Source organism: Myxococcus vastator, from assembly GCF_010894475.1.
GTDB lineage: Bacteria > Myxococcota > Myxococcia > Myxococcales > Myxococcaceae > Myxococcus > Myxococcus vastator.
The window spans coordinates 1-6,111 of the sequence record NZ_JAAIYB010000486.1 but is presented as its reverse complement, the minus strand read 5'-3'; the positions used below and the strand labels follow the sequence as shown (position 1 = coordinate 6,111).

Sequence of the window (6,111 nt, the reverse complement as noted above, 5' to 3'; positions counted from 1 at the left end):
GCCGCGTCCTTCACCCGGCGGCGGTTCACCTCCGTCACCACGTCCCCCGCCCGCAGCCCCGCCGAGTCCGCCGGGCCGCGCGGGGTGACACCCGAGACCAGCACCCCGGACCAGGCCGTCTCTCCCAGGGGCGCGGCCACCTCCGGCGTGAGGTCGCGAATCACCAGCCCCAGCTCCTCCTCGCTGGCCGTCCGCTGGATGAGCCCCTCGGTGGCCTCCTGCGCGGGGCGCGCCACCAGCCGCACCGTCACCTCCTGCGTCTGGGTGCCCCGCGTCAGCGACAGGCGCGCCTCGGTGCCCGGCGCCAGCAGCGCCACCTTGCGCAAGAGCTGCAGGTAGGAGCCGATGGGCCGCCCGTTCACCGCCACCAGCCTGTCGCCCGGGCGGATGCCAGCGGACGCGGCGGGGCTGCCCTTGTAGACGTCCTTCACCAGCGGGGCCCGGCGCTCCCCCCCACCGCTGCTCCCGTCCTCATTGATGACGACGCCCAGCCACCCGCGCTCCAGCTTGCCGTTCTCCCGGAGGTTGGGCAGCAGCTCCTTCACCAGGTTGCTGGGGACGGCGAAGCCAATGCCCTGCCCCTGGCTGATGATGGCGGTGTTCACCCCCACCACCTCGCCCTTCATGTTGAAGAGCGGCCCACCGGAGTTGCCGGGGTTGATGAGCGCGTCCGTCTGGATGAAGTCGTCGAACTGGCCCACGCCCAGCACGCGCTCCTTGGCGGAGATCATCCCGTGCGACACGGAGTGGTCCAGGCCGAAGGGGTTGCCAATGGCCACCACCCAGTCGCCCACGGCCATCCGGTCCGAGTCCCCCAGGTAGACGGCGGGCAGCTCGCCCAGGTCCACGCCGCTGAGCCGCAGCAGCGCCACGTCCGTGGAGGCGTCGCGGCCCACCACGGCGGCGGCGAACTCGCGGCCATCCGCCAGGCGCACGGCGATCTGCTGCGCGCTGGCCACCACGTGGTTGTTGGTGACGACGAGCCCGTCGGGCGTCAGCACGAAGCCGGAGCCGGTGGACTTCTTCATCCCCTCCAGGCCCCCGGCCCGGGGCCCCACGGTGGTGATGTTGACGACGCCCGCCTCCACCGCGCGGATCAGCGGCGCCAGCGAGGACGGGGGCACGAAGTCGGGGATGCCCGGGTCTGCCTCGGCGCGCTCGCGCCACAGGCCCAGGCCGCCCACCGGGCCCTCCACACCCGCGGCCTGCGCGGCGAACCACGCGGCATGCTCCCGGGCCCGCGCGGCAAGCCACGCGTCGAGAGGACCCTCGGCGGCCGCCGCGACCGGGACGAGCGCCAGCACCAAAGTCAGGGAGAAGAATCGGGAGAGCACGGAGAGGCAGCTTACACGGCGGACCATGGTCGAGCGGACTCAACAACCTGGCCCGGCGCCCCCTTCCCGTGACGGGGGCGCCCTGGACGGCGGCGTCAGGCCTGGGCGGGGGCGATGTACTTCGCCACCTTCACCCGGGCCGGACGGATGACGCGGTCCTTCAGCCGGTAGCCCGCGCGCAGCTCGGCGACGATGCGCTGGTCCTCGTCCGGCGAGGCGGTGATTTCCATGTCCGCCGCCTCGGCCAGGTTGGGGTCGAAGGTCTGCCCCACGACGTTGAAGCGCTCGATGCCCGTCTCCTGCGCCTTGCGCAGGAGCACGTCGCGAATCATCCGGACGCCCTCGGCCAGCGGCGAGGTGTCCTGGGCGCTGGCGGACAGGCACCGGTCCAGCTCGTCAATGGCCTCCAGCAGCGTGACGGCCACGTTGCCGCGCTCCACGTCCAGCATGCGCTCACGCTCCCGCGTCACGCGCTGCTTGAACTCCTCGCGGTCCTTCTCCGCGGCCTGCACCGCGCGGACGGCGGTGTCGAACTTCTTGCGAAGCGTCTCCAGCTCCGCCACCAGCCGCTCCCGCTCCGCGTCCTGACCGGGAGCCGCGTGCTCCTCCGGAGCCTCCTGCTGGGAGGAAGACGCCTCGGCGGCGGAAACGGGCCCCTCCCCATTGGCGGAGGGAGGCTGCTGGGGGGCTTCGGAGGCTGCGTCGGTGCGGGTGTTGCCGGCCATGTCGAACCTGAGGCGATGGTGGGTGTCGCTGCTGCCCGGAACCTAACCGCGAGACGGCCCCTGTCAACGCGGGAGCGAGCTAGTGCTCCTGCGGCGCGGCGGGAGACTCGGCCATGAAGCCGTGGTCCACCTGCCCCGTCACCTCGTCGACGATTTCCACCTGGGCGGCCCGCAGCGAGTAGTAGAGGAGCCACCGCTCCGCCGCCGTCAGGGTTCCCGCCGGCAGGGCCTCCTCAATCTCCTGCACCGTCAGCCGCCCCTCCTTGAGCCCTTTCGCGAAGAGGCCCTTGCGGGCCATGTAGCTCTTGCCGATCCTGTTCTCCACGGCGACGCCTCCTTTCTCTTGAAGATAATTTCGCCCACCGGCCACCGCAGGACGTCGCGGTGGCGGTGGGCTTCGGGTCGGCTGGAGGGCAGGCGCCCAGCCAGCCGAAGGCTCAAGAGTCGAGCGCGTCCGAGTGCTGCGTGGGCGGCGTCTGGTCGTCACTGCTCCCGACGTCCACCGGGTGCGCGGAGATGACCTGACGCGCCTCCGGGTGCAGCAGGCCGCGCTGCGCGAACACCTTGGGACCCAGAATCGTCGCCATGGTGTCCTCCTCCACCACCTCCACGGCCAGGAGCCGGGCCGCCAACGTCTGGACCTTGTCCTTGTGGGTGGTCAGCACCTGCCGGGCCCGGTCGAGCGCTTCACTGACGAGCTTGCGCACCTCCTCGTCAATCATCCGCGCCGTCTGCTCGGAGTAGCTGCGCGCCTCCGGCATCCCCGCAGAGCGGAGGAAGCCCGGGCCATGGTCCGCGCTCAGGGCCACCGGGCCCAGCGTGCTCATGCCGTAGTCCCGCACCATCATCCGGGCCATCTCCGTGGCCTGGCGGATGTCGTTGGACGCGCCGGTGGAGATTTCCCCGATGAAGATCTCCTCCGCGGCCCGGCCGCCCATCATCCCCGCCATCTTGTCGCGCAGCTCGTCCAGCGACATGAGGTAGCGGTCCTCCAGCGGCAGCGACATGGTGTAGCCCAGCGCCGCCAGGCCGCGCGGGATGATGGACACCTTCGTCACCCGCTCCGCGTGAGGCATCATCCACCCCACCACCGCGTGGCCAGCCTCGTGGTGCGCGACAATCTCCTTCTCGCGCTCGTTCATCCGGCGGTTCTTCTTCTCCAGACCGGCGACGACCCGCTCGATGGCTTCCTCGAAGTCCGCCCGCATCACCGCGTCGCGGTTGCGGCGCGCGGCCAGGAGCGCGGCCTCGTTCACCACGTTGGCCAGGTCCGCGCCCGCGAAGCCCGGGGTGCGCGAGGCAATGGCCTTGAGGTCCACGTCCGGGCCCAGCTTCACGCCCTTGGCGTGAATCTCCAGCACCCGCTCACGGCCCCGCTTGTCCGGCCGGTCCACCAGCACCTGCCGGTCGAAGCGGCCCGGACGCATCAGCGCGCTGTCCAGGATCTCCGGACGGTTGGTGGCCGCCAGGATGATGAGGCCCGCCCGGCTGTCGAAGCCGTCCATCTCCGCGAGCAGCTGGTTGAGCGTCTGCTCCCGCTCGTCATGTCCACCGGCCACGCCCGAGTTGCGGCTCTTGCCAATGGCATCCAGCTCGTCGATGAAGATGATGCACGGCGCCTTCGCCGTGGCCTGGGCGAACAAGTCACGGACTCGCGCGGCGCCCACGCCGACGAACATCTCCACGAACTCGGAGCCCGACAGGCTGAAGAAGGGAACGCCCGCTTCACCCGCCACGGCCCGCGCCAGCAGCGTCTTGCCCGTCCCCGGAGGGCCCACCAGCAGCACCCCCTTGGGGATGCGCCCGCCCAGGCGGCGGAACTTCTCGGGCGTCTTGAGGAACTCGACGATTTCGCGCAGCTCGTCGACCGCCTCGTCCACGCCGGCCACGTCGTTGAAGCCCACGCCGGTGTCGGCCTCGGCCTGCACCTTGGCGCGCGTCTTCCCGAAGCTCATGACGCTCTGCGGGCCCTGGCCCATGCCACCGGCCACCCGGCGCATCATGAAGCTCCAGAAGAGGAAGAAGATGCCCAGGGGCAACAGCCATATCCACAGCGCATCCCCCAGCCCGGACTGCGGCACGGCCTCGAACTGGATGCCCTTCTGCTCCAGCAGCGGCACCAGCCCCTCGTCACCCTCCACGCGGTAGGCCATCCACGGCAGGGCGCTCGGCTCGCCGCGCAGCGGGCGCTCCCCGTCCGCCGGAGGAGGCGGCTGCGCCGTGTCCTTGAGGAAGCCCTTCACCCACTCGTTCGAAATCTGGACCCGGCTGAAGTTCCCGGCCTCCACCCCGTCGCGGAACTGGCTGTAGCTCACACGCCGCACGCCCGCGTCCTGGAAGACGTTGCGGAACAGCAAGAAGCCCAGGACGAGCAACAGGATGTAGCCCAACGGTGAGCCGAACTTGAACCCCTTCCCCGTTGGCGTTGGCTTGTCTGGCTTCTTTCCGCGTGGGCCCATCCCAGGCGGCAAATCCTGTGGCTTCATCGTCGGCACGCTCGACCCTCCCCCTCCCCCGCACACGCGGACACCGCGACCGCGAGGCGTCTTCCCTAGCGGGCCAAAGATGTTCACCGTTGCCATACCGTCAACCCGCCAGGCGGGCTTCACGGTGTGTGAGGGCCCTTGCGGCGAATCAGCGACACCCGATCAACCACAAGGGTTGGCCAGTGAACTCCGTGCCCAACAAATAGCCGTTGCCGTCTTGCACGAAGGTGATGGCTTCTGCCTGGGCCTGGCTCCCGCTCGGGACCTCGACGAGCTGTCCTTGCAACAGCTCCTCCAGCCGCGCGGCGTCGGGGCGGCGCAGCTCGTACGCGCGCGAGTAGGTGCGCACCAGCAGCCGCTCCCCGGACGGATGCAGGGAGGCCGCGGTGGTGGCCCGGTCCATTCCCAGCGGCGCCGTCAGCGTCCCCAGCTTCCGGGCCTGGATGGCGGTGTCCGCGCGCAGGCCGTCCAGCGCGAAGACCTCACCCAGGGAGTCCAGCGTCTTGGTGATGACGGCCAACCTGCCGGAGCGGGCGTCGATGATAACGGACTCCGCGTCGCGGGGTCCGTCCGGGTACACGAAGGGCAGCACCTCCACCGCCACCGTGGCGTCCTCGAGCGCCTCCGGTTCGGGCAGCCGGTAGAGCCGCACCTGCTCCCGGCGCGCGAAGTTGTCGCCGATGTCCGCCAGGTAGACGCAGCCGCGAGACGCTCCCGGGGCGCAGGGCCCCACCGTGACGGCTTCAATGTCGCGCGGGGTGGCGCCGGTGAGCGTCAGCCGGGCGAGGATGGCGCCCTTCGCGTCCATCGCGAACAACTGGAAGCCGTGGCCGGAGTCGTTGTGCGCCCAGAAGGCGCCCGCGTGGCGCTGGCTGGCGGCCAGGCCGGAGAGCTCGGGCAGCACGCCGGGCACGGCGCCGGACTGCTGGGGTTCGCTGTAGAGCGTGCACCCCGGCACGCCCCGGGCCGGGACCTGGTTCGTCGCCTCGGGTGGGGGCGGCACGGGCGGCGGCTTGGAGCGGGAACACGCGCCCAGCACTCCGGCCAGCAACGCCAGGAGGAGACGGCGCGGCACGTCAGCTGTCCAGGTCGAGCAGCTTCGCCAGCGTCTTGGCATCCGCGTCCGGGAAGCGGTACGCGGACATCTCCTCCAGCGTCACCCAGCGGTGGTCATGCACGCGCAGGTGCTGGACCCGCTCCGAGGGCCGCGACAGCCGGCAGTGGAAGACGCGGAAGTCGATATCGTAGTTGGGGTACTCGTGGTGGGTGTGCATGGCCTGACCCAGCACGTCCACCTCCACGCCCATCTCTTCCTGGATTTCCCGGGCAAGGGCCTCGGCGTCCTCTTCGCCCTCCTCCACGCGCCCGCCGGGGAACTCCCACAGCAGAGGCAGCGACGCGGTGGGGGGACGCTGGGTGATGAGGTAGCGCCCCTGCTCGTTCTGGAGCATCGCACCGACGACACGGACCTGACGGCGGGCCATTCGCTTCTCCTCTTTCTGGCGGAACACCGGGGGAGGGGCGAACTAACACAGCCCTCGCCCGGTGTTCCGCCAGAAAGAGGAG

Annotated in this window: 6 protein-coding genes; all 6 read right to left on the bottom strand. The window is 70.7% G+C overall.

Annotated features, from left to right (window positions below; all coding sequences use genetic code 11):
• On the bottom strand, positions 1–1,361 hold a 1,361-nt coding region (locus G4D87_RS32035; protein ID WP_205507797.1), incomplete at its 3' end, for a trypsin-like peptidase domain-containing protein.
• Positions 1,362–1,429: 68 nt separating this feature from the next.
• Positions 1,430–2,059, bottom strand: coding sequence for a nucleotide exchange factor GrpE (locus G4D87_RS32030; protein WP_163786488.1), 630 nt, complete (start codon positions 2,057–2,059; stop codon positions 1,430–1,432).
• Positions 2,060–2,138: 79 nt separating this feature from the next.
• Positions 2,139–2,384, bottom strand: coding sequence for an RNA polymerase sigma factor region1.1 domain-containing protein (locus tag G4D87_RS32025; protein ID WP_163786487.1), 246 nt, complete (start codon positions 2,382–2,384; stop codon positions 2,139–2,141).
• A gap of 112 nt (positions 2,385–2,496) precedes the next feature.
• Positions 2,497–4,518 carry an ATP-dependent zinc metalloprotease FtsH gene (gene ftsH / locus G4D87_RS32020; RefSeq protein WP_163786486.1) on the bottom strand — a complete coding sequence of 674 codons (2,022 nt, stop codon included), beginning with the start codon at positions 4,516–4,518 and terminating at the stop codon, positions 2,497–2,499.
• Between the two features lie 175 nt (positions 4,519–4,693).
• Positions 4,694–5,620, bottom strand: coding sequence for an SdiA-regulated/phytase-like domain-containing protein (locus tag G4D87_RS32015; protein WP_163786485.1), 927 nt, complete (start codon positions 5,618–5,620; stop codon positions 4,694–4,696).
• Between the two features lies 1 nt (position 5,621).
• Positions 5,622–6,029: a (deoxy)nucleoside triphosphate pyrophosphohydrolase gene (locus tag G4D87_RS32010; protein ID WP_163786484.1), complete on the bottom strand. Its 408-nt coding sequence runs from the start codon at positions 6,027–6,029 to the stop codon at positions 5,622–5,624.
• Between the last annotated feature and the right edge of the window lie 82 nt (positions 6,030–6,111).

What these genes read in the sequence shown, in the direction of transcription:
- G4D87_RS32030 (WP_163786488.1), bottom strand. Translation starts at nt 2,059, where the DNA reads ATGGCCGGCAACACCCGCACCGACGCAGCCTCCGAAGCCCCCCAGCAG.
- ftsH (WP_163786486.1), bottom strand. Translation starts at nt 4,518, where the DNA reads ATGGGCCCACGCGGAAAGAAGCCAGACAAGCCAACGCCAACGGGGAAG.
- G4D87_RS32010 (WP_163786484.1), bottom strand. Translation starts at nt 6,029, where the DNA reads ATGGCCCGCCGTCAGGTCCGTGTCGTCGGTGCGATGCTCCAGAACGAG.